The sequence below is a fragment of the Stenotrophomonas sp. NPDC077659 genome (genome assembly GCF_050268705.1).
Classification (GTDB): Bacteria; Pseudomonadota; Gammaproteobacteria; order Xanthomonadales; family Xanthomonadaceae; genus Stenotrophomonas.
Genome location: NZ_JBNNHG010000250.1, coordinates 1 through 2,392, shown reverse-complemented (window position 1 = coordinate 2,392; position 2,392 = coordinate 1). Strand labels below are relative to the sequence as shown.

Here is a 2,392-nt window from a genome sequence, read left to right as displayed (position 1 = left end):
GGAAAATGTTGACTGTGGCGCCTCGCGTGGCGACTGGTATTTCAGCAGCCTGCTAAGCGAGCCGGGGCGAATTTTATTCCCAGATTGTTGAATGGGCCAACTCCATTGATTGCAGATGATGTCTGGATGGCACAGAGTCTACCGATGGCCCTCCCAACTGCTCCGCGTACGCCGCGTCGCGCGTTTCAGATCGGCATAGCAGCCCAGCAGGTAGTTGGTGGCAAACGGGCTCGGCAGGGCTGGGACGGAACTCCAAGCCCGTGAGGAAATTCACAGGATTCTGATTGCCCGCCGCCGCGGACCAGCGTAGAACTTACGGCAACGGATGCATCACACCCACAGCGAGGGAACGCCATGACGGCCAATGAAGACAACGATGGGCTGTTTGACCTGCAGCTGATCATCGATGCCACGATCTTTTCGCAGAGCGGTCTGCTGCAGCAGCTTCACGCGGTGGGCGAATTCGATATCAATGTTCCCCAGAACAGGCTCTATCTTCCGGTCGATAGAGAGCTGGCGGCCAAACTGGGCTGTTCGCAATTCGCTGCCAAGCCGCTTGAGTCCTACACGGTGGGGATGGTAGAGCAGCTTTCCATGATCGAGCTGTCGCCCGTCGGGCAGGGCGCTATGCAGGGTGATCCAGCTGCTACAGCCCGTGCTCTGGAGGCGGTGCTCAGGTTGCGGACACCGTGAAGGTGGCGCTGATCAATGGGGATCTGGTGCTGGCTGTGTAGGGCCTGCCAAGGAGATCGCATGTATGGAGTTGACCATGCCAAATAGCCCGGTGCCAGGTGAGTTCTTCCTGCTGATGCCCGATACCACCAGACCTGGCAGAGGCCATGGGGTTGAGATCGAGAACGAAGACGAGTTGTTGCAGTCACCCAGACTGATTCTTCGTCCTGAGGATGGCGGATTCCCGCCATTGAAGGAAAGGCCTCGCCTTGTCCTCAAGCCGAAGGTGGGCGACCCGCCAGAGGATCTTGAAGGGGGAATGAGTGGCTACTGGCTCGTATCCGACCGGCTGAGAGCTGTGTTCATCAGCAATGATCCTGGCGCGTTTGAATTCGTGAGGTGCGACTACCGACTGCCAGATGGAAGAGATGGGCCTGCGTACTATCTGTGCGACGTTGTGCGCGAGGTGGACGCTGTGGACGAAGGCGCATCCACGCTCAGGGTGGTCATCGACGAGGACTATGCCGGTGGAAAATTCTACGATCTTCGCGGCGGGGCCAGCCTGGCCTTCAAAAAGGACGTCCTTGGCGGCGCGCACGTGTTTCGAACGCCCTATTCTGGCGATCTCGTCTATTGTGACCGGAAGTTCCGGGAGGCTATCCGTGCTGCTGGTATCGGCGATGAACGCAGAACGTGCGGCCTGAGATTCAAGGACGCGGCCAATGTCTGACTCGTAAGCCACTCCTGGCGAAGGCGAGGCGAATTTGTCACGCAACAGGCAGCTTGGTGTGCCTGGTACGCGCCGATAAGGTGGCTCGCTTCGCTGACACTGGAAACGAGCGAAATCTGGCAAAAACGTCCTGTGATAAAAATTGTGAAATATTCTCTTTTGTAGGTATCAGGTATGACAAACGGAAGCGAGCCAGCGCTGGGCAAGTTCTACATTCTTCGTGCTGACATGCGCGGTGGTGGGCGTGGGAATGGCGTTGAGGTCGAAAATGAGGACGATATTCCGTTTCCCGCCGGTTTGAGCGTTCCCCCTGAGGCTGGCGGGCTTGCGAACCTGAAGGTCAAGCCCCGCCTTCGGCACAAGCGCCGGCTGGGTGAAATGCCAAAGGATCTGCAGAGCGGCATCACTGACTATTGGCTTGTGTCAGAGCCTCTGAAGCAACTGCTTGCATCAGTGGATCCCGAGGGTTTTGCGTTTGCCGAGTGCGAGTTCGTTCTGGAGGATGGCGCCACAGCTGCGCCTCACTACTTCTGCGAAGTGACAAGAGTGCTTGATGCAGTTGATCTGGCGTCGTCCACGGTAAAGGTGCTGACCGAGGGGTATCGGAATGGCAAGTACTACAGTGCTTCGGGTGGTGCGCGTTTGGCTTTCGATACGACCGTTGTCGGGGCGGCGCATGTGTTTGTAACGCCTTACACCGCAGATGTGTTCTGCGACAGAGTCCTGAGAGATGCGCTGATCGCAGGAGGGTTCGGTGTTGGGAGTTCCACACGAGGTGTTCGGCTTATCGATGCTGCTGGAATTTGATCGAGGCTGACCTTGGATTCCGTGAAGTTGGGCAAGGAGCGAGTGGAGCAAATGTGTCTAACATACGCATATGGGTCAGGACGCCACGTCCATTTCGGAACTAGCAGGCTGCTGAAATACCTCTCAGATCGTAGACTACTTGAGTCGGAACATCACCCCTTCCAATGCGCGGCGTAGACGTCT

Annotated in this window: 3 protein-coding genes; all 3 read left to right on the top strand. The window is 57.2% G+C overall.

Annotation, left to right across the window (positions count from 1 at the left end):
• Positions 1-354: 354 nt before the first annotated feature.
• The 3 genes from ACQKDV_RS19115 (at position 355) to ACQKDV_RS19105 (ending at position 2,209) form a co-directional block, all read left to right on the top strand.
• Positions 355-693 (top strand): hypothetical protein, encoded by a 339-nt coding sequence (locus ACQKDV_RS19115; protein ID WP_427785812.1) that lies wholly within the window; start codon positions 355-357, stop codon positions 691-693.
• A 64-nt stretch (positions 694-757) separates the two neighbouring features.
• Complete coding sequence (locus ACQKDV_RS19110) at positions 758-1,402, top strand: DUF1629 domain-containing protein (RefSeq protein ID WP_427785811.1); 645 nt, start codon at positions 758-760, stop codon at positions 1,400-1,402.
• A gap of 174 nt (positions 1,403-1,576) precedes the next feature.
• The gene (locus tag ACQKDV_RS19105; RefSeq protein ID WP_427785810.1) at positions 1,577-2,209 is read left to right on the top strand and encodes an imm11 family protein; all 633 of its coding nucleotides are present in this window, start codon (positions 1,577-1,579) and stop codon (positions 2,207-2,209) included.
• Positions 2,210-2,392 lie beyond the last annotated feature (183 nt).

Excerpts from the sequence above, each read along its gene's own strand:
- ACQKDV_RS19115 (WP_427785812.1), top strand. The coding sequence starts at position 355 with ATGACGGCCAATGAAGACAACGATGGGCTGTTTGACCTGCAGCTGATC.
- ACQKDV_RS19110 (WP_427785811.1), top strand. The coding sequence starts at position 758 with ATGGAGTTGACCATGCCAAATAGCCCGGTGCCAGGTGAGTTCTTCCTG.
- ACQKDV_RS19105 (WP_427785810.1), top strand. The coding sequence starts at position 1,577 with ATGACAAACGGAAGCGAGCCAGCGCTGGGCAAGTTCTACATTCTTCGT.